Raw genomic sequence first — 25,146 nt, 5'->3', positions numbered from 1 at the left:
TCCAGGCATTGGCCTGACGTCCCGCAGGGAGCACGCGATGACGATCAATCCGTACGCCGGCTCGCCCTTCAGCTATGCCACCGAGCCGGCCGTGGGACCGTACTCGATCGTGGAGCTGATGCCCGGCGTCCGGAACCTGCTGGACTACACCGGGCTCCAGCCGGGGGAGCGCGTGCTGCTGCTCATGGAGCACACCGTCGACCCCGTCGTCGTCCAGGCCATCGCGGCGGCCGCGGCCTACCGGGACGCCGACGTGCGCATCCTGTCCGTGCCGCCGTTCAGCCCCGGCGGGTGGGACAGGGAGGCGTCGCTGCACATCGAGACGGCCGCCTTCCGCGAGGCCGACCTGGTGATCAGCGGCACCTGGTGGGGCGAGGTGCACACGGCGCCGCTCTTCTTCGACCAGATCAAGTCACGCTCCTCCCGCTTCCTGTCCCTGCACATGACGGCCACCGCGGGGGCGTTGCTCACCGGCGGGCGGCTGCCCGCCGAGGTCTTCTACGCGCTGCTGCGCCGGACGCTGGGGCAGATGTCGGGCGCCCGCTCGATCCGGGTGACGTCCGCGCGGGGGACGGACGTGACGTTCTCCGGGCCGGCGTTCGACCCGGACCCCGGCGCGATGCGGCCCGGGGACTGGCGGCCCTTCCCGTACGGGGGCGCCAACTTCTGGCCGACGGACACCGAGGGCGTCCTCATGATCGAGGACAGCACGGTCACCGGCGTGCCGGAGGAGTCCCTGCGCATCACCCTGGAGGGCAACCTCGTACGCAAGATCGAGGGCGGGGTCGCGGCCGAGCAGCTGCGGCGTTACGCGCCCGGCGGCTTCTACATGCGCCACGGCCTGATCGGGCTCAACCCGAAGGTGCGGGTGGCCGGGGGGAACCAGTTCGAGCGGGAGAAGCACGCCGGGGCCTTCTACTGCGGCATCGACGGCCTGACCGACGGGGAGCCGGTCACGACGGGCCCGGGTTTCGCGCACTGCGACTGCCAGGTCGACCGGCCCACCGTGCTGGTGGACGGGGAGCTCTTCATCGAGAACGGGCGCCTGCTGATGCTGGACGAGCCGGAGATCAGGGAGGTCGCGGCGCGGTTCGGCCCGCCGGACGTGATCCTCGACGACAACCCGATCATGATCCTGCCCCGCCGCTACACGGGAGGTGGAGCCCGCTAGCGGTGGGGGCCGCAGCTGCCCCGGATGATGAGCTCCGTCGGCAGGACCACGCTGCGCGGCTTCCTGGCGCCCGCCCGGAGCACCAGCTCCGCCGCCCGGTAGCCCATGTCGCGGCCCGGCTGGGCGATCACCGTCAGGGGCGGGGAGCACAGCTCGGCCCAGGGCACGTCGTCGTACATCACCAGCGACACGTCCCTGGGCACCCGCAGGTCCAGCTCCCTGGCCGCGAGCACCGCCGCCTCACCCAGCACGTTGCCCCCGGCGACCACGGCCGACAGGTCGGGGCGGCTCTGGAAGAGGCCCGAGGCGGCGGCGTAGGCGGAGTCGCGGCTGCCGGTGCCGAACACGACGAGCTCCTCGTCCACCGGCGCCCCCACGGCCTCCCTGAAGGCGTTCACCCGGCTCTCCTGGCCGGGGCCGCCGAGGAAGGCGATGCGCTTGTGGCCCAGGCCGCGCAGGTAGCGCACGGCCGTGCGGATGCCGGCCCGGTCGTCGGCCACCACGGCGGGGATGTCCAGCGGGCGGGCCGGTGCGGCGGCGGAGAGGCCGTCCAGGGCCATGAGGTCGGCCACGGCCGCCGCCCGCACGTCCTCCGGGGACGACTGGAGCGGGAGGCGGTCGGCGAAGACCACCGTCATGCCCGCGCGGAGCACCGGGGACCAGGCGTCCGCGTCGCCCGACGGAACGGCGATCAGGCGGTCCACGCTCTGCTCCAGGAGCATGCCGATCAGGTCGGCCTCCTGCTCGGGGTCGCCGCCCGTGGAGCCGATCACGACGGGCTCGCCGGCCGAGCGGGCGCAGGCGAGCACGCCCTCGGAAAGCTGGCCGTAGAAGGTGTCGGTCAGGTCGGGGACGAGCAGGCCCATGCCGCCCGTACGGCGTTGGCGCAGGTTGCGGCCCAGGGCGCTCGGGCGGTAGTCGAGCTGGGCGGCGACGGCCAGGACGCGCTCCCTGGTCGCCGGACTGGCCGAGCCGCCCGACAGTACTCTGGACACGGTGGCGACGCCCACACCGGCCGCCTCGGCCACATCCTTGATCGTCGCCCGCCTCTCCATGGAAACGATTCCATCATGGTTTCCGGAAAACGGGAAGACACGCGTTCCCACAAGGGCTGGTCACGCGGTAACCCTTGACACCGATGTCCGTTTCGGGTGAGATGCTTGAAAACGTATCCACGTGAGTGGGTCACGGTAACAACGTCCGGGCCACCGCCCTGGAGCGCGAAGGAATGTCATGGCATCCATCGTTCTGACGAACGTCGACAAGGTCTACGCCGGTGGCGTGAAGGCCGTGAACGGGCTCAACCTTGAGATCAAGGACGGCGAGTTCATGGTACTCGTGGGCCCATCCGGTTGCGGTAAGTCGACCGCGCTCCGGATGATCGCGGGCCTCGAGGACATCAGCGGCGGCGAGATCGCCATCGGCGAGAAGGTGGTCAACCACCTCCCGCCCAAGGACCGCGACATCGCGATGGTCTTCCAGAACTACGCGCTCTACCCCCACATGACGGTCGAGGAGAACCTCGCCTTCGGCCTCAAGCTCCGCAAGATGCCCAAGCCGGAGATCCAGAAGCGGGTCAACGAGGCCGCCAAGATGCTCGGCCTCGAGACGTACCTCAAGCGCAAGCCGGCCGCCCTCTCCGGTGGTCAGCGCCAGCGTGTCGCCATGGGCCGCGCCATCGTGCGTGAGCCGCAGGCCTTCCTCATGGACGAGCCGCTGTCCAACCTGGACGCCAAGCTCCGCGTCTCCATGCGCGCCTCGCTCAACCAGATGCACGAGCGCCTCGGCGTCACCACCGTGTACGTCACCCACGACCAGGTCGAGGCCATGACCCTCGGCGACCGCGTCTGCGTCCTGCGCGACGGCCTGCTCCAGCAGGTCGACACCCCGCAGAACCTGTTCGACAAGCCGGTCAACCTGTTCGTCGCCGGCTTCATGGGCTCGCCCTCGATGAACTTCGCCACCGCCGAGCTCGTCCGCGACGGCGGCGACGCGGCCGTCACCTTCGCCGGCATCAAGCTGCCGATCCCCGACTCGACCTTCACCGACAAGCCGGGCCTCGACCAGTACGTCGGCAAGAAGATCATCCTCGGCATCCGCCCCTCCGACTTCGAGGACGCGGCCTCGGCCGGCAACCACGCCAACGGCTGGGCCACCCTGCCGGTCAAGGCGGAGGTCACCGAGGAGCTGGGCTCCGAGATCAACGTGCTGTTCCTGATCGACGCCCCGCCGGTCGAGCACAAGGACACCGTCGCCGCCGCCGACGCCGGTGACGACGAAGAGGCCGCGCTGCCGCTGTCGGGCGACAAGTCCCTGTGGACCGCCCGCGTCAACGCCCGCAGCCACGCCCGTCCCGGCCAGAACATCGACCTGGTCCTCGACACGCACAACCTGCACTTCTTCGACCCCGAGAGCGGCCTGTCGATCGGCCACGAGGCCAACCGCTAGCCGACTCCTGCATTCCCGGCCGTGAGCCTCGCTCACGACCGCTCGGGCCCCCACCGCGACCCCCTCCCGCGGCGGGGGCCCGTTCCATTGGATCCGGTATCGACCCCGGGCACCGGTACGGGGTCAGCGGCCGATGCTCGACGAGACGCGGGCCTGCAGGCCGCGCGGCACGAGTCTGCCGATCGCGACGATGGCCTTGTAACGCAGGTCCGGCACGCTCACCCGCTTGCCCAGCGCCAGGTCGCGCATGGTCTCCCGCACCACGTCGTCGGCCTTCAGCCACAGGAACCCGGGGATCCCCGAGGTGTCCATCGAGGCCCGCTGGTGGAACTCGGTCCGCACGAAACCGGGGCAGAGCGCCATGATCTTGATGCGCGGGTTGCCCACGTCGCTCGCGGCCGACTCGCTGAAGTTCACCACCCACGCCTTGGACGCGCTGTACGTGCCCCGCGGGAAGAACGCCGCCACCGAGGCCACGTTGACGATCGCGCCCCGGTCGCGCTCCCGCATGCCGGGCAGCGCGGCCAGCGTCAGCCTCAGCACGGCCTCGCAGTGCACCTTGAGCATGCGCACCTCGTCCTCGACCGGCACCTCCAGGAACCGGCCCGGGTGGCCGAACCCGGCGTTGTTGACCAGCAGGTCGACGCCGCCGGCGACCCTGGACTCCACCCTGGCCAGCCCTTCCTCGGTGGCGAGGTCGGCGGACAGCACCTCGACGCCGACGCCGTACCTGAGCTTGAGCTGGTCGGCGCTCTCGGAGAGCCGTCGCTCGTCACGGGACACCAGGACGAGCGAGAAGCCGTCGGCGGCCAGGCGCCGGGCGAAGGCGGCGCCGAGGCCGGAGGTCGCGCCGGTGATCAATGCGGTAGGCATACCTGAACCCTAATGCCGTGCGAGGATGGGCCTCGTGCGACTCGTGGCGGCCTCGACGGCCCTCGTCCTCGTGACCCTCACCGCGTGCGCGCAGGAGCCCGCGCCGGCCCCGCTCGACCCCGTGGAGAGCGCCGCCCCGACGCCGGAGCCCACCGATACGCAGCCTCCGGAGCGCGGGGAGTTACGCTTCAAGCAGATCGCCAAGCTGGAGCAGCCGGTGGCGTTCGCCGTGCGCAAGGGCGACGACCGCCTCTATGTCGCCGAGCAGACCGGCAGGCTGCGCACCTCCGACGGAGACGTCGTGATCGACCTGTCCCGCGAGGTGAGCGGCGGCAACGAGCAGGGCCTGCTCGGCGTCGCGTTCCACCCCTCCGGCCGCTGGGTCTACCTCGACTGGACCGACGCGCGGGGCGACACCCACGTCACCGAATGGGCCTTCGACGGCTCCAGGGCCACGGCCAGGCGCGACGTGCTCACCCAGGACCAGCCCTACCCCAACCACAACGGCGGCCAGCTCGCCTTCGGCCCCGACGGCCACCTTTACATCGCGCTCGGCGACGGCGGCAGCGCCGGCGACCCCCAGGGCAACGGCCAGGACCTGACGACCCTGCTCGGCAAGATCCTGCGCATCGACCCGCGCGGCGGCCGGCCGTACAAGGTCCCGGAGGACAACCCGTTCGCCGACAAGAAAGGCGCAAAGCCCGAAATATGGGCTTACGGGCTTCGCAATCCCTGGCGGTTCGGCTTCGACCGCGGCACGGGAGACCTGTGGATCGGCGACGTCGGGCAGAACGCCTGGGAGGAGGTCGACCACCAGCCGGCCGGGTCACGGGGCGGCGAGAACTACGGCTGGAACACCCGCGAGGGCAAGAGCCGCTTCCGGGGCGCGAAGGGCCGCGACATGGTCGACCCGGTGATCACGTATCCCCTGGGGGAGGGCGGGAACTGCTCCGTCATCGCCGGATACGTCTACCGCGGCGAGAAGATCCCCTGGCTGCGGGGCCGGTTCCTGTACGGAGACTTCTGCGCCGGCTGGATCAAGGCCGCACCGGCCGATGGGCCGACCGATGGGGCCGAGGTCGGGAGGGTCGAGCAGCTCTCGTCGTTCGGCGAGGGGCATGACGGCGAGCTGTACGCGCTCAGCCTGCGTGGTCCGATCTACCGGATCGAGCCTGCCTGACCCGCTCGATCAGCCCCTCGACCTGGTCGTTCAGCTTGCTGCCCCGGGCCCAGCCCGCGTAGAGGGTGAGGAAGACGACCACCTCGCGCAACTCGGTCTCGGTGAGCTCGCACGAGCGCAGCGCGGTGTCGAGATGGACGTCCGTCTGCTCGTGGAGTCCCTGGCCGACGAGCAGCCCGAGAAGGAGCAGGCGGCGCTCCCGCACCGACAGGACCGTCCTCGACCAGACCTCGGCGAACTGTCGTTCCGCTGTCATGCCGAAGGAGTCGACGGTCTCCATTGCGGGTTCTGACATTGTGCGCTCCCGGGGCGGTCGGAAGGGATCCTCATATCTTTCGCTACTTCCCCAGATGAACCAATGGGGGTTGCATGAACGTTGTAGCCACCTGAACCGCCCCCAGGGTGACCCGCCACGGAGCGCTACGGACCGTGCACAAAGCCTTAATTGATCTGTAACAAGTAAAGCCAAGGCACGGCCAAGATTTGGTCAAGATTTTTCCCTCCGCTTCGCGCTCATTGTGTCGGAAAGCGGGCACAACAACTCCGTTGGTCCGTAAAGCGGAGGTAAGCCCTGGTGAAAAAGGCACGGGGTTTGATCGCGGTCACGGTCGCGATCCTGATGCTGTCCGCGTGCGCCGGACAGCCCGAATTCCATTACGTACGCGACTCGGCGGGCACGACCTACTTCAAGGTGCCGTCCTCGTTCACGCAGCTCAACGCCGACCCCATTGAGCTGTACCTGTCCGGAGACCAGCCGAACTCGGTGGCGGCCCTCCTCCGGGCCCAGCGGGTGTGGTCCACCGCGTTCGACCAGTCCGCGGAGCCGTCCGTCAACCACCTGCTGGGCTCGACGGAGCCGTTCGTCTACGCCACCGTGCACCAGCTCACGGAGGAGCAGCGGGACGCCATCTCACTGAACCGGCTGCGCGACTTCGTGCTGCCGGTGACCTCGCAGATGCGCGAGCTCTACGCGCAGCAGGCCATGGCGACAGGCCAGCCGTCGATGTTCAAGAACTTCGCGCTCCTCAACGACGAGGTCATGACGATGGACAACGGCGCGAGGGGAGTCCGGGTCCGCTTCGAATACCAGATCGGCGAGGACGTCCAGACGTTCGACCAGACCGCCATCCTCGACGAGAAGGGCGCCACGGTCTCCGTCATGCTCATCGGCTGCCAATCCGTCTGTTTCCGGAAGCGCGCCGCCGAGTTCGACAAGATCGAGAGTACGTTCAAGCTGCTCCGGCTGCCTGGATGAGGGAGCACCATTGACCACGACCAATCACCATGAAGGGCTGCGTGCCCCCGGCAGCGGGCCCTCCGACCCCGAATCCGTGACCAGAAAGAAGATGCAGTTCTGGGACCGGAGCAAATTCCTCATCGCCCTGGTGGTGGCCTTCCTCATCCTCACGTGGAAGGTGATGGCCGACTGGCAGGGCGTCGTCGCGTTCCCCGAGGCGGCCCAGAAGATCGCGTACGAATACCCATGGATCTTCTGGCTGCTCGGCGTGGAGGTCGTGCGGCAACTCCACTTCCTGGTCAGCGAGCACTGGTCGGCCTACCACCGCTTCTGGAGCCACCGGGTGTTCGGCGGGTTCGAGCGCTGGACGCACCGGCGGTTCGACGACTGGACGAGGTACCGGCTCTCGCGGGCGCTCAAGGTCACCTTCTTCGTGGTGCTGACGGCCCTGGTGCTGGGGGCGGTGCTGGACGTCAGCCCGTTCGTGGCGGTGATGCAGGCGCCGGCGCTGCTCTGGAACGCGATGCCGTTCCTGATCCAGATCGTCTTCCTGTTCTTCGTGGTCATCATCCAGTTCGTGGGCCTGTTCTGGTTCCTGTCCAGGGGCGGCGTGGAGACGTACTTCCCCGACGACATCAAGACCCGCTTCCACGACGTGTGGGGGCAGGACCACGTGGTCGAGCGCGTCCGGGAGAACATCGTCTTCCTCGAGCGCCCCGACGAGATCGAGCGGCGCGGCGGGTACGTCCCCAGCGGCCTGCTGCTGTGGGGGCCGCCGGGCACCGGCAAGACCCTCATGGCCGAGGCCGTCGCGGGTGAGACCGGCAAGCCGTACGTGTTCGTGGATCCGGGCGCGTTCACGAACATGTTCATGGGTGTCGGCATCCTCAAGGTCAAGGGGCTGTTCAGGAAGCTGCGCAAGCTGGCGCTCCGGTACGGCGGCGTGATCGTCTTCTTCGACGAGGCCGACTCGCTCGGCAAGCGCGGCCGCCTCGCCCAGCAGGGCCCGCCCGGGCAGGGCGGCTTCTCCGGCATGTCCGGCGTGAACGGCTGCCACGGGCTCAACTACCTGTCCGAGGAGACCCGCCAGGTGCTGGCCTTCCGGGCCGGGCGCGAGTCGCCCGACGAGCCGGGGCGGCGCAACCGGTTCTTCATGGGCGGCGGCATGAACGGCTCGGGCGACCCGGGCACGCTGCAGGCGCTGCTCACCGAGCTGTCCGGGCTCAAGAAGCCGCGCGGGTTCTTCAACCGGCTCGTCCGCCGGCTGCTCGGCATGCGGCCCAAGCCCCCGCCCAAGTACCGCATCCTCGTCATGATGGCCACGAACCGGCCCGACGCGCTCGACGAGGCGCTGCTGCGGCCGGGCCGCATCGACCGCATCTACAAGGTCGGCTACCCGTCCAAGGCCGGGCGGGTCCGCACGTACCAGGGCTATTTCGACAAGGTGTGGCACGAGCTCACCCCCGAGCAGATCGACAAACTGGCCACGATCACCCCGTACGCCACCGGCGCCACGATCAAGGACCTGGTCAACGAGTCGCTGATCACCGCCATCAGGGACAGCCGCGAGGTCATCACCTGGTCGGACGTGCTGCGGGCCAAGCGGCTCAAGCAGCTCGGCCCGCCCGAGGACGTCGAGTACATCGAGCGCGAGCGGCACGCCGTGGCCGTGCACGAGGCCTGCCACGCCGTCGTGGCGTACGTGACCCGCTTCCACCTCGAGATCGACATCGCCACCATCGAGAAGGGCGCCGACTACCTGGGCATGGTCGCCTCGATCAAGCCCGAGGACCAGTTCACCCGGTGGAAGTCCGAGCACGAGGCCGACATCATGGTCTCCCTGGCCTCGCTGGCCGGCGAGCGGATGTTCTTCGGGGAGGACAACTCCTCCGGGGTCTCCGGAGACCTGTACTCGGCCACGTACCTGACCGCCATGATGGAGTCGTACTGGGGCATGGGCTCCGGCGTCACCTCGCTGCCGGCCCTCCAGGAGCTGGAGATCATGGGCGGCAAGGCCATGCGCAAGGCCCGTCCGGGCGCCGGCGGCGCGATCGGCATCACCGAGCGGGAGCCCGCCAGGAACCAGCCCGACCTGACCCCCGACGTGCTGGGGGAGCGGATCGAGTTCAACCTGGTGCGGCTGCTGGAGAAGACCGAGGAGCTGCTGCAGGAGCACCGCAGGGAGGTCCTCTGTGTGGCGCACGCGCTGGAGACGCACAAGACGCTCAACGGCGACGACGTGGTGGCCATCATCCGCCGGGAGCCCGGGCCGCTCATCGACGGCACGATCTACGCCTCCGACGAGCTCTGCCAGGAACTGGAGGACTACCACCGCGACGCGGCCAGGGCCCACAAGGAGCACAGCCACATCGAGCGGGACCTTCCCGGGCCCGTGGAGGAGCCGGTCGAGCTGCAGCCGGTCGCCTACGGCGGTCCCGGCGTGCCGGCCGTCCAGCCGGCGTCCCCGGCGGCGCAGCCCTCGGTGATCCAGGCTCCGCCCCTCATCACGCACGAGGTGAACGGAGAGGCGGCCGAGCGCCCCGAGTTCGTGCCGTGGGCGGCGGCCTCGTCGCCTCCCACGCCCGTGCCCGTCGTGGTGGGGACACCGACCGCCGCCGCGGTCCCGCCTCCTGCGCCGCGGCGCGCGGGCCGGGTCTGGCTGGTCGTCGCCAGCCTGCTCGGGCTCGTGGCGCTGTCCATCATCGCGGCGCTCGCGGTGACGGGTACGGTGGCGGGCGTCGGCACGAACGCGGCCACCTCGACCGTGGCCTCGCCGGGGTTGCTGCTCCTGCTGTTCGTCGTGGTGGTCGCGGTGATCGTGGGCGCCGGGCTCGCGCTCGTCGCGATCAAGGGGGTACGCGCCGCGCAGGCCAAGGCCGAACGCGAACGCGACCAGGCCCACGCCCGAGCCCAGCTCCTGGCGGCGGCGATGGATCCCGACACGGCGATGCGGCTGCTCGGCTACGACGGGAACGGGACGGAGGGCCGTACCTGACACGACGTCTCTGACCGCATGGCGTGGCGCCCTCGGCGCCACGCCATCTTTTACCTTTGGGTTGCCTGATTAACACGGCGTTCACATTCGGGCAAAAACCGGGAAACGGCCGTCCGTAAGACTCGGCGTGGCTGTGAACACCGTGAAGAAAAGGACCGCCGTGAGCTACAAGGCTGAGTACATCTGGATCGACGGCACCGAGCCCACGGCTCTGCTGCGCTCGAAGACGAGGATCCTCGCCGACGGGGCCGAGCCGCCGGTCTGGGGCTTCGACGGCTCCAGCACCAACCAGGCCGAGGGCCACTCGTCGGACCGCGTGCTCCGCCCGGTGTTCGTCTGCCCCGACCCGATTCGCGGCGGTGACAACGTCCTGGTCCTCTCCGAGGTCGAGGAGATCAACGGCGACGCGCACGTCAGCAACACCCGCGCTCTGCTCCGCCCGATCGCCGAGAAGTACGCCGCTCAGGAGTCCTGGTTCGGCATCGAGCAGGAGTACACCTTCTTCAAGGGCAGCCGCCCGCTCGGCTTCCCCGAGGGCGGCTTCCCCGCCCCGCAGGGCCCGTACTACTGCGGTGTCGGCGCCGACGCCATCTTCGGCCGCGAGATCGTCGAGCTCCACCTCGACCGCTGCCTCGCCGCCGGTCTGGCGATCTCCGGCATCAACGCCGAGGTCATGCCCGGCCAGTGGGAGTTCCAGGTGGGCCCGGCGGGCCCGCTCGAGGTCGCCGACCACCTGTGGGTGGCCCGCTGGCTGCTCTACCGGACCGCCGAGGAGTTCGGCGTCGAGGCCACCCTCGACGCCAAGCCCGCCCGCGGCGACTGGAACGGCGCCGGCGCGCACACCAACTTCTCGACCAAGGCCATGCGCGAGGGCTACGACGCCATCATCACCGCCTGCGAGGCGCTCGGTGAGGGCGACAAGCCGATGGAGCACATCACGCAGTACGGCGCGGGCGTCGAGAGCCGCCTGACCGGCGCCCACGAGACCGCCCCGTGGAACAAGTACAGCTACGGCGTGTCCAACCGCGGCGCGTCCGTGCGCATCCCGTGGCAGGTCGAGGTGGAGAAGAAGGGCTACATCGAGGACCGTCGCCCGAACGCCAACGTCGACCCGTACGTGGTCACCCGCCTGCTGGTGAACACCTGCTGCTCGGCCCTGGCGAAGGCCGGCCAGGTCTGACCCGCCCGCAAGCGACGAAGAACGGGCCCCTCGCCTCCGAGGGGCCCGTTCTCGCGTTTGATCACGGCAGGCGGAAGGCCAGGTCGGGCTCGATCTCGGCGACGTCCATCTGGGCCTTCTGCAGGCGGCCCGAATGGTCCCAGTTCATCGCCTGCCAGCGGGTGAACTGGTCGAGCACCCACATGCCGGACTGGCGGCTGCCGTTGCCGGACTTGCCGTTGCCGCCGAACGGGAGGTGGGCCTCGGCGCCCGAGGTCGAGTTGTTGACGCTGACCATGCCCGCCGAGATGCCCTCGCGGAAGCGGAAGGCGTGCTGCGGGTCGGTGGTGTAGATGGAGCTCGACAGGCCGTAGCCGGGCAGGTTGGCCAGCTCGATGGCCTCGTCGAGGGTGCTGAAGGTGGTGACGCCGACGATCGGGCCGAACGTCTCCTCCAGGAACAGGCGGTCGGTGGGCCGGACGCCGTCGACGACCACCGGGTGATAGTAGAGGCCCCTACCGCCGTCGAAGTCACGGCGCGGGTTGTCCCCCGTAATTTTCCCGATATTTCCGGACACGACCTGGTGGTGGGGCTGGATCCAGGTCAGGTACTCCTCGTACCTATCTGCGAACTTCTGGTCGAGCAGCGGGCCCGCCAGCACGTCCTCCTCGGGGTCGCCGATCCTGGCCTCGCCCACGGCCCGCGCGAACCGCTCCACGAACTCGTCGTGCACGCTCTCGTGCACGATCACCGTGCCCAGGCTGGTGCAGCGCTGACCGGCCGTACCGAAACCGGAGAACAGCGCGCCCTCCACGGCCAGGTCGAGGTCGGCGTCCGGCATGATCACCATCGGGTTCTTGCCGCCCAGCTCCAGGCAGGCCGACTGCAGGTGCCGCCCGGTCAGCTCGCCGATCTTCCGGCCCACCTCGCTGGAGCCGGTGAACCCGACCTTCTGCACGCTCCCCTCGCCGAGCGCCTGCTCCAGGCCCTCGTACGTCGCGGCGCCGTCGGCGAACACGATGTTCAGCACGCCGTCGGGCAGCCCGGCGGCCACGAAGAGCTGGTACATGGCGTGCGCGGAGGCGGCGGCGTACTCGGCGGGCTTCCAGACGACGGCGTTGCCGCAGAGCAGCGCCGGGACCAGGTACCACGAGGGGACGGCGACCGGGAAGTTGCCCGCGGTGACGACCGCCGCCACGCCGATCGGGTTGCGGAACGTGAACAGGTTCTTGGCCGGCATCTCCGACGGGACCGTCTGCCCGTACAGCCTGCGGCCCTCGCCCAGGAAGAAGTCGCACGTGTCGACGATCTCCCGCACCTCGCCGAGGGCCTCGGCGTACGGCTTGCCGATCTCCTGCGTCACCAGGTGGGCCAGCCGTTCGGCGTTGGCCTCGACCAGCCGGCCGATGGAGGCGATCACCCGGCCGCGCACCGGCGCCGGCACCTTGGCCCACTCGCGCTGGGCCTCCTTGGCGGTGCGGCAGGCGGCCGCGAACGTGCCGGCGTCGGCCAGCCCGACGTGGGCCACGACCTCGCCGGGGCGCGCCGGGTTGGTCGACGGGTACGTGGTGGCGCTTCCCGTCTCCTTGCCACCCACGATGGAAACGATCTGACGGCTCACCGGTGTCCTCCTCGTAGTTCCTTCGGTCAGACAATCATCTCGCCGGAAAAAACCCAACCGGAAACCCCAAGATGTCAGCCGCTCTCCTGGGCGAGTTTGCGCAGCTCCGGCCCGAACCTCGGGTGCGCGAGCGCGGCGGCGAACTGGGCCTTGAGGTAGTTGAGCGGCGAGCCCGTGTCCCACCAGGTGCCGTCGATCACCTGCCCGTACACCGGGTGGTCCGCGGCGTGCCGGTGCAGGGCGTCGGTGAGGTAGATCTCGCCCTGCGGGTTCTCCTGCCACCTGCGTGTCTGCTCGTGGAGCTCCTCGATGACGCCCGGGGTGACGACATATCCGCCGATGGCGGCGTACCGGGAGGGGGCCTGCTCGGGGGAGGGCTTCTCCACCAGCCCGGAGATCAGCAGGCGGCCGCCGCCGAGGTCCTCCTTGACGATCGGCACGCCGTACCGCGAGGCGTCCTCGACGGCCATCGGCATCAGGGCCAGCACGGGGGCGTGGGTGGCGTCGTACGCGGCCTTGAGCTGCTTGGCCCTGGGCACCTCGGCCACGAACACGTCGTCGGCCCACAGCACCATGAACGGCTCGTCGCCGATGACGCGGGCGGCGTTGAGCACGGGCGTGCCGTTGCCGTAGGGGCCGTTCTGGTACAGGTACGTGATGTGGGCCAGCGACGACAGCTCCGCCACCGCGTCGGCCAGGTCGTCCTTGCCCGCGGCGCGGAGCTGGAGCTCGAGGTCGGCGTCGGGGGCGAAGTGCCGCTGGATGAGGTCCTTGCGGGACGAGGTGACGATGGTGATCTCGTCGATGCCGGAGTCCACGAGCTCCCGGATGGTGTGCTCGATGACGGGCTTGTCGCCGATCGGCAGCATCTCCTTGGGCAGTGCCCTGGTCAGCGGCAGCAGCCGGGAGCCGAGGCCGGCCACGGGGATGACGGCTTTGTGGACCATGCGTCTCTCCTTGATCGTGCGGCTTGATCGTGCGGGGAGAGAGCCGACGTTACCCCAGCCGTTTTGATGGGCGGCGAGGGGCCCGTCAAAGGCGCCGGATCTTGATCGTGCCGGGCAGCAGCTGCTCGTTCGCGACCCGCTGACCGGTCCTGAGGATCACGTTGAGGTCGGGGTTCCCGGCAAGAGGGCTGAGGTCGATCTCCTCTGCCGCGTCCAGGAGACGCAACGTCCGGAGCCGGGGAAGGCTCGCGAGCGGTGCGAGGTCGGGCAGCCGGTCGCAATGATCCACGCCCAACGTGACAAGGTGCTCATGGCCGCGGAGCGGAGTGAGATCCCCGATGTCGATGTTCCTCAGCCAGAGGCTGTGCAGGCGGAAGCGGTCGAGCTCCGCCAGGTCCAAGCGGGTGGGGCCGGTGAGCTGGAGCCTCGTCAGAGCAGGGGAGGACTGCGCCAGAGCGTCCAGGCAATCGCTGACCCCTGTGACGGAGGCCAACGACACCCAATCCAGGTCCCGCATTCCGGCGAACGCCACCGGCGGGATGGGCAGGCGGTCGCGATGGAGAACCAGCTCACGCAGCTCGGTTTGCCGGGACAGCGGGCCCGCCCAGTCGGATTGGTCGTGCGCCGGAAGTTCCAGTCCGAGCGACTTCAGGCGCGGGATCCGGTCGAGGAAGCTCGGATCGTCGAACTCGACGTTCCAGAGCGTGAGATCGCTCAGTCGCGGAAGTTCGCCGAGAGCCTCCAAGCCCATGGGGCGTGACGTGTCGAGTGAGATAAAGAGGCGTTTCAGGGCAGGCAACGCCTCCACGTCCTTCAGGGAGTCCGTGGCGACGTCGCTCAGTTCCAGAGCCCTCAACTGCGGCACCTCTCGCAAGAAGCCGAGATCGGTGAGCCGTTCGTCCAGGTCGACGATCAAGGTCTCGGCCATCCGCAGGTGCGCCACACCGCGAAGGAGACGGCTGCTCGTGACCGTGACGCGGTCCGATTCAGCGAGCACACGTCGTGCGTAGACCTCGGCGTCGTAGTAATTCCAGCCCTCGTTGAGCTGCCTGCGGACCTCCCATCGCGGATCGGCCGCGTACCCCGCCAGCTTGTCCAGCGCCTCCGGGCCGTTGATCAACCAGGCGGTCCGTACTGTCATGGCCGCTCGCCGGTCGGTCAGGCCGGACAGATCGTCGGGCAGCCGCCGCAGGATCTCCTCGCCCACCGCCGCCAGCACGCCCGCCTCCACCTCCGAGCGCGGCGGGATCACCTCGGCCAGGCACGCCTCGATGCGGTCGCGCAGCTCCACCGGGAGCTCCTGGATCGTCTCCAGGCACCCCGCCACCAGCAGCCGCAGCCGCCGCGCGTGCGGCCCGCCCTGGTCGGCGCGGTCCAGCAGGCCCGCCAGCAGCTCCCTGCGCACGCGGCCGGTCGCGTGCCCGGCGGCCATCACCACGACCTCGCGCCACTGGTCGAGATGCGCGCGTTCGACCGCCGCCTCCACGTCCTCGTCCTCCACGAGCTGACCAGCCGCGAGGTACTCCTGCACCGTGCGGTGCGCGAAGTCGATGCGGCCCGGCACCGGCTCGCGCAGCACGCCGGACCGGCGGAGCAGGTGTTCGAGCACGTCGGCGGCCGGATACGGCATGCGGGTCATCAGGGCCAGCTTGCGTTCGACGCTCTTCAGCGCCGTGGCCTTCGACAGCTCCGACCGGCCCATGGACACCAGCCGCCAGGCGAGGTCGCGCAGGATCCAGACCTTCTGGTCGGGGTCCAGGGAGACCTCGTCGGTGATCCGGCGTTCGGCGTCCCGCCGTTCCAGCAGCAGGCTGAGCACCGCGTCGTAGAAGCCCATCCGGTTGCGCGGCAGCTGGGTGCGGCGGTCGAGGTTGAGCGCGCACAACATCGCGGCCAGCAGCGGCGTCGACGCCACGACCCCCAGGTGCGGGTTGGACTCCATGCGGGCCAGCAGCGCGACCTCGTAGCCCTCCAGCTCCTCGGGCGCGCACGGCAGGCTGGGGCAGTCGCGCATCGCCACGTGCCACTGCCGGATGAGCTCCCGCAGGTCGCCGGGCGTCATCGGCTCCAGCGTCGCCGCCGCGAACCCCTCGTCGGCCAGCCACCGCGCGTCCGCCGCGGTCGGCCGCGAGGTCACCACCACGCGCATCCCCGGGTACGCGGCCAGCAGTCGCGACAGCCACTCCCGGACGGCCGGGCGGTGCCGTACCAGCAGCTCGTCCACGCCGTCCACCAGCAGCAGCCCGCGGCCGGACTCCAGCATCCGCTCCACCCACCCGCGCGGCATGCGCCCGGAGACCTCCTGGGCGACGTCGTCCAGGAACGCGGACGGCGCGGGGAACCTGCCTCCGGCGTGGCTGCGGAGCTTGATCATCAGGGGGACGCAGCCGTTCCAGCCGGACAGGGCGCCGGAGAAGTCGCCGCGGGCCGCGGTGACGGCCAGCCAGCGCAGCAGCGTGCTCTTCCCCGAGCCCGCGTCGCCGCGGAGCAGCATGAGGCGTTCGCGGCCCAGCGCCGACTCGATGCGCTCGGTGCCGAGCTCTCCTGCGGGGCGGCCGGTGAGCGAGGCGACCGAGAGGCGTTCGGGGGCGCGGCGCCCGCGCTCGCCCGCCGAGACGTTGAGGCTGATGTAGGCGACGCTCAGCGACGTACGGGGCCGGTAGTTCTCCACCCGCACCCCGAACAGCTCCACCTCGTCCAGGGTGCGGCTGACGAAGCCGAGGTAGTGGCGCTGGAACGCGTCGTCGTCCTGGCGGCCCTCGGGGGCCTCCAGCGTTCGCAGGGGCATGCGGGCGAGCAGGCGTTCCATGCCCTCGGCCAGGCCGCTCAGCCGGGCCAGGCTCTCCGTGGCCGCCCGCGGCACGTACTGGGGGAGCTGGCGCATCATGCCCGTCAGGCACTCGACGCACTCGGCGAGCAGCACCCCGTACAGCTGGTCCTCCGCCTCCCCGAGCCGGGGCTCCGGCAGTCGCGAGATGACGCGCCCGGCGAGCTTGGCGGCGTCGGCGTCGGCCTCGAAGAGGGCGGCGTCGGACAGGTCCGCCTGCCGCAGGGCGTGGACCACCTCCAGCAGTACGGCGGCCCGCGCCTGCTCGTCCAGCCCGCGGAACTCCTGTTCCAGCAGCCGGGACAGCCGCCCCTCCACGGCCAGCGCGATGCCCTCGAGCTGGTTGTCGAACTTCCTGGGCGCCAGCCGGTCGCGGAAGCCGCCCTGGATGAGGTCCTTCAGCTCCGACCCCTGCTCCTTGCGCGCGGCCCGGGTGGCGAGCCACTCCCGCATGGCACGTTCGGCGATCGACTTGCCCGCGGCCGTCAGCGCCGCCTCAATGCCTGGCATGCCTCCCTATATACAGGCTTTGCTAAGCGGTGAAGTCGGCGAAATCGAAGCCTGGGGACACGACGCAGCTCACCAGTACCGCCTCGTCGGAGGCCGGGCGGGCCGACTGCCACACGCCGCCGGGCACGATCGCCTGGGGCACCTGACCCTTCTCCACGTCGGCCCCAAGCGTGACCACGGAGTCGCCGATCGTCAGGCTCAGCGGGCCGCCGCGGTGCCACAGCCAGACCTCGTCCGACCTGACCACGTGCGGCACCGACTCCTCGCCCGGCTGCAGCAGGAAGTAGATGCCCGTGGCGCTGGCCCGTGGCCCGGGGTAGCCGTCCGGGTGGAAGGTCACGGACGATCTCCACGTCTCCCTGAACCAGCCGCCTTCGGGGTGGGGGAGCAGGTCGAGGGCCGCGGCGACAGGCGGGCGCTCGACGAACGCCACGGGGGCGCCCGTCACGTCCCTGCGCAGGAAGAGGTTCCCGTCCAGGACGAGCTGCCCGTCGAGCGGGCTGGCCAGGGCCGCCGCCTCGTCGGGCACCTGGATGGACGGGCCGTTGGGGTAGGTTCGCAGCTCCACCTAGGAGAGTTTATGCCGATAAATCGGGACAAGATGGGTGGTTCATTTCCGGTCGATGGGCATCTCGCGGACGGGGCGCGAAATGTCGGTGGAGGTGGCTAGTCTGCGGCAGGTGATCGAACGGTGGAGCCGTGATCAGGTGCTCGCCCTGGCCCCGGACGCGGCGTCGCGGTCGGCTGCGCAGAAGGTGGCGGCGCCCGGGAAATGGTCGGCGTGCGGCACGACGGGCACGGTCGTGTACGGCGAGTGCGAGGGCAGCGGCGCCAGGCCCTACCTCGCCTGCGTCGATCTGACCGAGCCCGCCTACCGGTGCAGTTGCCCGAGCCGGAAGTTCCCGTGCAAGCACGCGCTCGGGCTGCTGCTCATGTGGGCGGCCGACGGGGTGCCCGTCGAGCAGGGCGCGCCGCAGTGGGTGACCGAGTGGGTGGAGGCGCGGGCCGAGCGCGCCGCCAAGGAAGCGGCCAAGATCGAGGAGGCGCGGGCGAGGAAGGCCGCCGAGGTGTCCTCGGGGGAGGCCGACGGTGGGGCTCCCGGCGGTGGGGCTCCCGGCGGTGGGGCTCCCGACGGTGGGGCTCCCGGCGATGGGGCTCACGGCGCCGGGCGGTCCGGTGGATCGTCGCGGTCGGGCGCGGAGTCCGTCCGCCACGGGCGCGTCGCCGCCGGACTGAGCGAGCTGGAGCGGTGGCTCGACGACCAGGTGCGGCAGGGGCTGGCGGGGGCCGCCGAGCACGAATGGGAAGGGCTGGCCAAGCGGCTCATCGACGCCCAGGCGCCCGGCGTGGCGGGGGTCGTCTCCAGGCTGGTCCGGGTCCGGGCGGACGACGACTGGCCGGGGCGGCTGCTGGAGGAATACGCGCTGATCCACCTGCTCGCCGTCGCCTATCGCCGCCGGGCGGAGCTGCCCGGGGCGCTGGCCGAGACCGTGCTGAGCCGGGTCGGTTTTCCGGTCCCCAAGGAGGAGGTGCTGGCCGGGGCCGCGGTGCGCGATCAGTGGGACGTGCTGGGCCGGCGGGACGAGGAGCAGGACCGGCTGACCTCCCGGCGCGTCTGGCTGCGGGGGCGGCGCAGCGGGCGGGCGGCTCTGGTGCTCTCGTTCGCGCCGCAGGGGCAGCCGCTGGACGCCTCCCTGGTCACGGGGACGACGATCGAGGCCGATCTCACGTACTACCCGGGCGCCGCCCCTTTGCGCGCGCTGGTCGCCACCCGGCACGGCCCCGGCGCGACCGACGCCATGCGGTCCGGCCCCGGCGCGGGCGGCGCCGAGTGGCCCGCCTCCGGGGCGGACGACGCTGCCCGGTGCGGCTCCGGCGCGGGTGGCGCGGTCGCGGGGACGCCGCCTGGGGTGTCGCCGGAGCAGGCGCTCGACGAGGTGGCCGGGGTGCTGGGCGAGGATCCCTGGACCGAGTCGTGGCCGCTCGTGCTGGCCGGGGTGGTCCCGGGGCGGGACTCGATCGGCGGCCTGCCGCTGCATCGCGCGGCCCGCGACCCGTGGCGGCTGATCGCCGTCTCCGGAGGGCATCCGGTCACCGTGGCCGTCGAATGGACGCCGCGCGGGCTGCGGCCCCTCACCACCTGGGACGACGAAGGAACGGCGGTGATCCTGTGACCAGCTGGGAGGAGCTGGCCTCGACGGCGCTCGTGGGGACCGATCGCAGGCCGTACGAGGGCGATCTGCTCGATGCCGCCGCTGTGGAAGTGGCGCGGCGAAGGGCCGGCCGCAAGACCGGCGCGGCCGGGCCGCAGGAACAGGCACCCAGCGCGGCCGAGCGACGGGAGCAGACGGCTGGCGCGGCTGAGCAGCGGGAGCCGCCGTCTGGCGCGGCCGGGCCGCAGGACGGGTCTTCCGCGGCGTCCCTCGAAGCCCAGGCTGCCCCTGCCGAGGAGCGGGTGGCTGTGGGGAGGCGGGCGGCGGAGCGGCTGGTGCGGATCATGGGCGGCGAGCACGAGCGGCTGCTGCCCGAATGGCTGGCCGCGGCCGCCGCCACCGGCCGGAGGGTGCCGCCGTACGTGCTGCCCGAGCTCCTGGAGAAAGGACGGCGGGATCGCTCGATCCGGGTGCACCTGGGGGTCCTGGCCGGGCAGCGGGGCCGATGGCTGGCCGGGCTCAATCCCGCCTGGGACTACCTCCTCGAGGAGCCGACCGGGGAGACGTGGGAGCTGGGCGGCGCCGCGGACCGGCGGGCGCACCTGCGTACGCTCAGGACGGCCGATCCCGAGCAGGCCAGGCGGCTGCTGGAGAGCACGTGGGAGCGCGAGACGCCCGACGACCGGGCCGAGTTCGTGGAGGTGCTGGCCGACGGGCTCAGCATGGAGGACGAGCCGTTCCTGGAGAGCGCGCTCGACGACCGCCGCCGGGAGGTGCGTCAGGCCGCCGCCAACCTCCTCACCCGCCTTCCCGGGTCGCGCATGTCCCAGCGCATGGCCGGAAGGGCGCGGGCCTGCGTGACCATCTCCCGGAAGGTCATCGCCGTCGACGCCCCCCACGACTGCGACAAGGCCATGGAACGCGACGGCATCCGTCCCAAACCGCCCAGGGGCATCGGCGAGCGGGCCTGGTGGCTGCAGCAGATCCTCGCCCGAGCCCCGTTGTCGATCTGGGGTCACCCGCCCGCGGCGCTGCTCACGATGAAGATCCCCGACTGGGATGCCGAGGTGAAGGCGGCCTGGGTGCGCGCCGCCGTGCTGCAGAAGGACCCGGAGTGGGCGCGGGCGATGTTCGGCTGGGACCCGATCGCCGACCTCCTGGAGTCCCTGCCGCCCGACGAGCAGCAGGAACTTGCCGCCGATTTCGTGAAAAAGCATGATCTGGACAGTCAGTTGATCATGGTGTTGGGCGGAGTGTCGTCCCACTGGCGCGAGGGCCTGGCCACGGCCGTCCTCCGCAAGATCGTGAAGGTGGCCACCACGCAGCCGTGGAACCTCGGCGAGCTGGTCAAGCTGGCCGGCGAGCGCATCGACCCGGCCCTGTTCCCGCTGGCGCTGAGCTACTCGCCCGTGGAGTCCGTCCAGCAGGTGGCCGCCCTGCTGCGTTTCCGTGCCGACATGTACAAGGAGCTTCACCCATGACCGTTCTGCGTCCGCACGCGGAAGACCAGTACGCCGAGGAGCTGGCCTTCCTGGCCAAGGACGACGACCGGCCCAGGCCGCCCGGCTGGAAGCTCTCCCCGTGGGCCGTGACCACGTACATCCTGGGCGACGGAGACCGCATCACCCCCAAATACGTGGGCGCGCGCCGCATCGTCGAGGTGGCCGTCGCCACGCTGGCCACCGACCGCGCGCTGCTGCTGCTCGGCGTGCCCGGCACGGCGAAGACCTGGCTGTCCGAACACCTGGCCGCCGCCATCAGCGGCGACTCCACGCTGCTCGTGCAGGGCACCGCGGGCACCGCCGAGGAGGCCATCCGCTACGGCTGGAACTACGCCAGGCTGCTGGCCGAGGGCCCCTCGATCGAGGCGCTGACCCCGTCGCCCGTGATGCGCGCGATGGCCGAGGGCCGGGTCGCCCGCGTCGAGGAGCTCACCCGCATGCCGTCCGACGTGCAGGACGCCCTGATCACCGTGCTGTCGGAGAAGACGCTGCCGATCCCCGAGCTCAACCGCGAGGTCCAGGCCGAGCGCGGCTTCAACGTGATCGCCACGGCCAACGACCGCGACCGGGGCGTCAACGAGCTGTCCAGCGCCCTGCGCCGCCGGTTCAACACGGTCGTGCTGCCGGTCCCGGCCACCGCCGAGGAGGAGGTCGACATCGTCGCGCGCCGCGTCACCCAGCTCGGCCGCGCCCTGGAGCTGCCGGAGACGACGACCGGGCTGGCCGAGATCCGGCGGGTGGTGACGGTGTTCCGCGAGCTGCGCACGGGCGTCACCGAGGACGGGCGCACCAAGGTCAAGTCGCCCAGCGGCACCCTGTCCACGGCCGAGGCCATCTCGGTGCTCACCAGCGGCATCGCCCTGGCGGCCCACTTCGGCGACGGCGTGCTGCGGCCCTCCGACGTGGCGGCCGGGATCGTGGGAGCCGTGGTCCAGGAGCCGGTCTCCGACCGGGTGGTGTGGCGCGAATACCTCGAGACGGTGGTGCGCGAGCGTTCCGACTGGCGCGACTTCTACCGCGCCTGCCGCGAGGTGTCATGAGCGAGCGCAGCGAGCGACCCATTGGACACAGTCGCGAAGTGCGCATGAGCGCCCTCCCGGTCCCCGGCGGCGCGGGCGGGCCGATCGTCTCGGTGCTCGGCGTGCGGCACCACGGGCCGGGCTCCGCGCGGGCCGTGCGGCAGGAGCTCGAACGCCTGCGCCCCGACGCCATCCTCATCGAGGGCCCGCCCGAGGCCGACCCGCTCGTCACGCTCGCGCCCGAGCTTGAGCCGCCCGTCGCGCTGCTGGCCCACGTGCCGGGGGCGCCGGCGCGGGCCGCGTTCTGGCCGTTCGCCGCGTTCTCGCCCGAATGGCAGGCCATCCTGTACGGCACCGCGGCCGGCGTCCCGGTGCGCTTCTGCGACCTCCCTGCGGCCCATTCGCTGGCCGAGGACGAAGATCGGGGCCAGACCGAGGATGAGGACCGGGGCGAGACCGGGGACGACGACCGGGGCGAAACGTCCGGCCTGCGGGCCGATCCCATCGGCTCGCTCGCCGCGGCCGCCGGATACGACGACCCCGAACGCTGGTGGGAGGACGTCGTCGAGCACCGCGGCGACACGCCCTTCGAGGTGATCGCCGAGGCCATGGCCGCCGTACGCGAGGGCTACGAGCCGGACGAGCGGGAGGCCAGGCGCGAGGCGTACATGCGTAAGACCCTCCGCGCGGCCCTCAAGGAGGGCTACGGGCGGATCGCGGTGATCTGCGGGGCCTGGCACGTCCCGGCGCTGACCGGCCCGCTCCCGCCCGCCGCCAGGGACAACGCCGTCCTGCGCGGGCTGCCCAAGGTCAAGGCCGAGCTGACGTGGGTGCCGTGGACGTACGGGCGGCTGGCCTCGTGGAGCGGCTACGGCGCGGGGATCACCTCGCCCGGCTGGTACCACCACCTGTTCGGCGCGCCCGACCGGCCCGTGGAGCGGTGGCTGGCCGAGGCCGCCGCGGTGCTGCGCGACGAGGGGCTGGCCGTGTCGTCCGCGCACGTCATCGAGTCCGTACGCCTCGCGCACACCCTGGCCACGCTGCGCGGCAGGCCCCTGGCCGGGCTCGGCGAGGTCACCGAGGCGGCCAGGGCCGTGCTGTGCGAGGGCGACGACCTGGCCGTCGAGCTGATCCAGCGGCGCATGGTCGTCGGCGACCGGCTCGGCCAGGTCACCGACGGCACCCCGATGGTGCCGCTCCAGCGGGACCTGCGCGATCAGCAGCGGCGGCTGCGGCTCAGGCCGGAGGCGCTCGACCGCGAGATCGACCTCGACCTGCGCAAGCCGCTCGACCTCGACCGCAGCCACCTGCTCCACCGGCTCGGGCTGCTCGGCGTCGACTGGGGCGCGCTGGGCGAGTCGCGCGGGAAGGGCACGTTCAGGGAGACGTGGACGCTGCGGTGGCGGCCCGAGCACGACCTGGCGCTCATCGAGCAGGCCGCGCTGGGCACCACCGTGGCCGGGGCGGCGGCGCAGCGGGCCAGGGACCTGGCCGCGACGGACCGGACGGCCCTGGCGGACCTGACCTCGCTGGTCGAGCAGTGCCTGCTGGCCGACCTGCCGCAGGCGCTGCCCGAAGTGCTGGCGGCGCTGTCGGCCAGGGCGGCGCTGGACACCGACGTGACGCACCTGATGGCGGCGCTGCCCGCGATGGTGCGCGCCCGCCGCTACGGCGACGTGCGCGGCACCTCGGCCGAGGGGCTGGCGGTGATCGTCCGTTCGATGCTGGAGCGGATCTGCGTCGGGCTGCCGGTCGCGGTGACGGGGCTGGACGAGGACGCGGCGGCCGGCCTGCTCAAACACGTGGACGCCGTACACGCGGCCGTCGCGCTCCTCGAGACGGAGGGCACCGGGGATGAGGTGTCGCCGCGGAGCCGGTGGCTGGTCACCCTGCGGGGCGTCAGCGACCGGCAGGACCTGCACGGGCTCATCGAGGGGCGGCTCACCAGGATCCTGCTGGACGCGGGGGAGCTCGACGACGCGGGCGACCGCATGGCCAGGGCGATGTCCAGGGGGCAGGTCCCGGTCAGGGCGGCGGCGTGGGTCGAGGGGTTCCTGGCGGGCGGCGGGCTGCTGCTGGTGCACGATCCGCGGCTGCTGAGCCTGGTGGACGGGTGGCTCACGGGGCTGTCCGGCGATCAGTTCACCGACGTGCTGCCGCTGCTGCGCCGTACGTTCGGCGGGTTCGCCGCGCCCGAGCGCAGGGCGATCGGGGAGCGCGTCCGCTCGGCCGGGAGCGGCGCGCGGGAAGGGCAGCGGCAGGACGTGGACGAGCGGCGCGCGGCGGCGGCCGTGGCGACCGTGCTCGCGATCCTCGGAAAGGACGACGGATGACCGACGACGAGCGCCTGCGCAGGTGGCGGCTGGTGCTGGGCGGCGGCGACGCCGACGGCACCGGGCTCGGGCTGGAGGGCCTGGACGCGCGGATGGACGCCGCGCTGTCGGCCGTCTACGACCAGGGCGGCAGGGAGGGCGGGCTCGGCGCGTCCGCGCCCCGGGTGGCCCGCTGGCTCGGCGACATCCGCTCGTACTTCCCCTCCACGGTCGTCCAGGTCATGCAGAAGGACGCCATCGAGACGCTCAACCTCACCAGGCTCCTCCTGGAGCCCGAGATGCTGGAGGCGGTCGAGCCGGACGTGCACCTCGTCGGCACGCTGCTCGCGCTCAACCGCGTCATGCCCGACCAGGCCCGCGAGTCGGCCAGGGCCGTGGTGCGCAAGGTGGTGGACGAGCTCGAACGCAGGCTGGCCCAGAAGACCAGGGCCGCCGTGACCGGCGCGCTCGACCGTTCGGCCAGGACGCACCGCCCCAAGCGGGTGGCCGACATCGACTGGGACCGGACGATCAGGGCCAATCTCAAGAACTACCTGCCGGAGAAGAACACCGTCGTCCCCTCGCGGCTCGTCGGCTACGCCCGCAGGCAGCGGTCGGTGCAGCGCGAGGTGGTGCTCTGCATCGACCAGAGCGGGTCGATGGCGGCCTCGGTGGTCTATTCGAGCGTGTTCGGGGCGGTGCTGGCCTCGACGCGGTCGCTCAAGACGTCCCTGGTGGTGTTCGACACGGCGGTGGTGGACCTCACCGACCAGCTGCACGACCCGGTGGAGCTGCTGTTCGGCACCCAGCTCGGGGGCGGCACCGACATCAACCGGGCCATCGCCTACTGCCAGGGTCTCATCACACGGCCCACCGATTCGATCTTCATCCTGATCAGCGATCTCTACGAGGGCGGCGTCAGGGAGGAGATGCTGCGCCGGGTGGCCGCGATGACGCAGGCCGGCGTCCAGGTGATCGTGCTGCTGGCGCTCTCCGACGAGGGCGCGCCGTTCTACGACCACGAGAACGCCGCCGCGCTGGCCGCGATGGGCGTGCCCGCCTTCGCGTGCACGCCCGACGCCTTCCCCGACCTGATGGCGGCCGCGATCGAGCGGCGCGACATCGCGCAGTGGGCCGAGCGTCACCTCGCGGTGTGAGCCGTCAAGCGGCCGGTTCACCGTGCGCCCCGCCA

The 25,146-nt window shown here is 71.3% G+C and carries 18 protein-coding genes; 11 read left to right on the top strand and 7 right to left on the bottom strand.

Translation table 11 applies throughout. The features are described from left to right. Positions 1 to 37: 37 nt before the first annotated feature. Positions 38 to 1,171 (top strand): hypothetical protein, encoded by a 1,134-nt coding sequence (locus ACWEPL_RS00970; RefSeq protein WP_452434551.1) that lies wholly within the window; start codon positions 38 to 40, stop codon positions 1,169 to 1,171. Here ACWEPL_RS00970 and ACWEPL_RS00965 read toward each other — a convergent pair. Further along, complete coding sequence (locus ACWEPL_RS00965; protein ID WP_363965579.1) at positions 1,168 to 2,226, bottom strand: LacI family DNA-binding transcriptional regulator; 1,059 nt, start codon at positions 2,224 to 2,226, stop codon at positions 1,168 to 1,170. The genes ACWEPL_RS00970 and ACWEPL_RS00965 overlap by 4 nt on opposite strands. A 178-nt stretch (positions 2,227 to 2,404) precedes the next feature. Here ACWEPL_RS00965 and ACWEPL_RS00960 point away from each other — a divergent pair, with 178 nt between their 5' ends. Next, positions 2,405 to 3,619 carry an ABC transporter ATP-binding protein gene (locus tag ACWEPL_RS00960; protein WP_350722427.1) on the top strand — a complete coding sequence of 405 codons (1,215 nt, stop codon included), beginning with the start codon at positions 2,405 to 2,407 and terminating at the stop codon, positions 3,617 to 3,619. A 123-nt stretch (positions 3,620 to 3,742) separates the two neighbouring features. On the opposite strand, the gene ACWEPL_RS00955 is transcribed toward ACWEPL_RS00960, so the two are convergent. Next, positions 3,743 to 4,492, bottom strand: coding sequence for an SDR family NAD(P)-dependent oxidoreductase (locus ACWEPL_RS00955; protein WP_355194745.1), 750 nt, complete (start codon positions 4,490 to 4,492; stop codon positions 3,743 to 3,745). Positions 4,493 to 4,517: 25 nt separating this feature from the next. Here ACWEPL_RS00955 and ACWEPL_RS00950 point away from each other — a divergent pair, with 25 nt between their 5' ends. Beyond that, positions 4,518 to 5,672 (top strand): PQQ-dependent sugar dehydrogenase, encoded by a 1,155-nt coding sequence (locus ACWEPL_RS00950; protein ID WP_452434550.1) that lies wholly within the window; start codon positions 4,518 to 4,520, stop codon positions 5,670 to 5,672. On the opposite strand, the gene ACWEPL_RS00945 is transcribed toward ACWEPL_RS00950, so the two are convergent. Continuing rightward, positions 5,632 to 5,967: a carboxymuconolactone decarboxylase family protein gene (locus ACWEPL_RS00945; protein ID WP_350722421.1), complete on the bottom strand. Its 336-nt coding sequence runs from the start codon at positions 5,965 to 5,967 to the stop codon at positions 5,632 to 5,634. The two genes, ACWEPL_RS00950 and ACWEPL_RS00945, sit on opposite strands and share 41 nt — an antisense overlap. A gap of 279 nt (positions 5,968 to 6,246) precedes the next feature. On the opposite strand from ACWEPL_RS00945, the gene ACWEPL_RS00940 reads away from it, so the two are divergent. The 3 genes from ACWEPL_RS00940 (at position 6,247) to glnII (ending at position 11,084) form a co-directional block, all read left to right on the top strand. After that, positions 6,247 to 6,927 (top strand): hypothetical protein, encoded by a 681-nt coding sequence (locus ACWEPL_RS00940; RefSeq protein ID WP_355194751.1) that lies wholly within the window; start codon positions 6,247 to 6,249, stop codon positions 6,925 to 6,927. A 10-nt stretch (positions 6,928 to 6,937) separates the two neighbouring features. Beyond that, positions 6,938 to 9,904 carry an AAA family ATPase gene (locus ACWEPL_RS00935; RefSeq protein ID WP_363965574.1) on the top strand — a complete coding sequence of 989 codons (2,967 nt, stop codon included), beginning with the start codon at positions 6,938 to 6,940 and terminating at the stop codon, positions 9,902 to 9,904. 160 nt (positions 9,905 to 10,064) lie between these two features. Next, positions 10,065 to 11,084: a glutamine synthetase gene (gene glnII, locus ACWEPL_RS00930; RefSeq protein WP_350722416.1), complete on the top strand. Its 1,020-nt coding sequence runs from the start codon at positions 10,065 to 10,067 to the stop codon at positions 11,082 to 11,084. 61 nt (positions 11,085 to 11,145) lie between these two features. Here glnII and ACWEPL_RS00925 read toward each other — a convergent pair whose 3' ends face one another. From ACWEPL_RS00925 to ACWEPL_RS00910, 4 genes are all read right to left on the bottom strand, one after another. Further along, complete coding sequence (locus ACWEPL_RS00925) at positions 11,146 to 12,684, bottom strand: aldehyde dehydrogenase family protein (protein ID WP_452434548.1); 1,539 nt, start codon at positions 12,682 to 12,684, stop codon at positions 11,146 to 11,148. Between the two features lie 74 nt (positions 12,685 to 12,758). Next, the gene (locus ACWEPL_RS00920) at positions 12,759 to 13,631 is read right to left on the bottom strand and encodes a UTP--glucose-1-phosphate uridylyltransferase (protein WP_350722412.1); all 873 of its coding nucleotides are present in this window, start codon (positions 13,629 to 13,631) and stop codon (positions 12,759 to 12,761) included. 85 nt (positions 13,632 to 13,716) lie between these two features. After that, entirely contained in the window at positions 13,717 to 16,968 is a 3,252-nt protein-coding gene (locus tag ACWEPL_RS00915; protein WP_452434546.1) for an NACHT domain-containing protein, read from the bottom strand. 22 nt (positions 16,969 to 16,990) lie between these two features. Further along, positions 16,991 to 17,536 carry a cupin domain-containing protein gene (locus ACWEPL_RS00910; RefSeq protein WP_452434545.1) on the bottom strand — a complete coding sequence of 182 codons (546 nt, stop codon included), beginning with the start codon at positions 17,534 to 17,536 and terminating at the stop codon, positions 16,991 to 16,993. Positions 17,537 to 17,648: 112 nt separating this feature from the next. Here ACWEPL_RS00910 and ACWEPL_RS00905 point away from each other — a divergent pair, with 112 nt between their 5' ends. Genes ACWEPL_RS00905 through ACWEPL_RS00885 form a run of 5 tightly spaced genes read left to right on the top strand, consistent with a single transcriptional unit; the run spans position 17,649 to position 25,111 of the window. Beyond that, a complete protein-coding gene (locus tag ACWEPL_RS00905; RefSeq protein ID WP_452434543.1) occupies positions 17,649 to 19,142 on the top strand; it encodes an SWIM zinc finger family protein in 1,494 nt (497 codons plus the stop codon). Next, the gene (locus ACWEPL_RS00900) at positions 19,139 to 20,602 is read left to right on the top strand and encodes a DUF5691 domain-containing protein (protein ID WP_452434542.1); all 1,464 of its coding nucleotides are present in this window, start codon (positions 19,139 to 19,141) and stop codon (positions 20,600 to 20,602) included. The genes ACWEPL_RS00905 and ACWEPL_RS00900 overlap by 4 nt, the downstream gene beginning before the upstream one ends. Beyond that, entirely contained in the window at positions 20,599 to 21,663 is a 1,065-nt protein-coding gene (locus ACWEPL_RS00895; RefSeq protein WP_192786357.1) for an ATP-binding protein, read from the top strand. Before ACWEPL_RS00900 ends, ACWEPL_RS00895 begins: the two co-directional genes overlap by 4 nt. A gap of 44 nt (positions 21,664 to 21,707) precedes the next feature. Next, positions 21,708 to 23,975 (top strand): DUF5682 family protein, encoded by a 2,268-nt coding sequence (locus ACWEPL_RS00890; protein WP_452434541.1) that lies wholly within the window; start codon positions 21,708 to 21,710, stop codon positions 23,973 to 23,975. Next, positions 23,972 to 25,111, top strand: coding sequence for a VWA domain-containing protein (locus ACWEPL_RS00885; RefSeq protein WP_452434539.1), 1,140 nt, complete (start codon positions 23,972 to 23,974; stop codon positions 25,109 to 25,111). The genes ACWEPL_RS00890 and ACWEPL_RS00885 overlap by 4 nt, the downstream gene beginning before the upstream one ends. Positions 25,112 to 25,146: the final 35 nt, after the last annotated feature.

The sequence above is a fragment of the Nonomuraea sp. NPDC004186 genome (assembly GCF_053603495.1).
Note: the sequence above shows the minus strand (reverse complement) of the source record. Positions and strands in the feature narration are given on the sequence as shown.